This is a genomic window from Pseudomonas sp. WS 5071 (genome assembly GCF_012985765.1).
Taxonomy (GTDB): domain Bacteria; phylum Pseudomonadota; class Gammaproteobacteria; order Pseudomonadales; family Pseudomonadaceae; genus Aquipseudomonas; species Aquipseudomonas lundensis_A.
In genome coordinates this window covers 1-533 of record NZ_JAAQWY010000101.1, presented here as the reverse complement: position 1 = coordinate 533, position 533 = coordinate 1, and the positions used below count along the sequence as shown (strand labels likewise).

Sequence of the window (533 nt, the reverse complement as noted above, 5' to 3'; positions counted from 1 at the left end):
CTTATATAAGCGCTGTTAGCAAGTTTGGAACTTGGCTTTTTAACCCGGTCTGGCGATCGAAGCATGGATCTGGGTCAGTGTTTTGTCGGATGGGCAGGGCCGTGGGATGCCTTTCTGTGGGAGCGGGCTTGCTCGCGATGGCATCAGCGCGCCATGTCTGTAGTGCCGGGTTGCCAGCATCGCGAGCAAGCCCGCTCCCACAGAGGGCAAGTCGTTGCGCAAAAAAACGCCCCGAACCAGTCGGGGCGTTTTTTATTCAGCTTGAAACAATCAGCCGTCAGTCAGCCAACCGCCACGTCGTCCCGCCCTTCCCATCTTCCAACACCACGCCCATGGCGGTGAGTTGGTCGCGGATGCGGTCGGATTCTGCCCAGTCCTTGTTGGCACGGGCATTCAGGCGGGCCTGGATCAGTGCGTCGACTTCGGCTGCATCCACACGCCCTTCGGCGCCGGCTTGCAGAAAGTCGTCGGCTTCCATTTGCAGCACGCCCAGCACGCTCGCCAGTTCCTTGAGACGGGCCGCCAGGCCGGCC

The 533-nt window shown here is 61.0% G+C and carries 1 protein-coding gene; it reads right to left on the bottom strand.

Features of this window, described 5'->3' with window-relative positions; translation table 11 throughout:
- Nucleotides 1-277: 277 nt before the first annotated feature.
- A partial coding sequence (locus HBN61_RS22410) for a CysS/YqeB C-terminal domain-containing protein (protein WP_524539090.1) occupies nt 278-533 on the bottom strand: 256 nt, incomplete at its 5' end.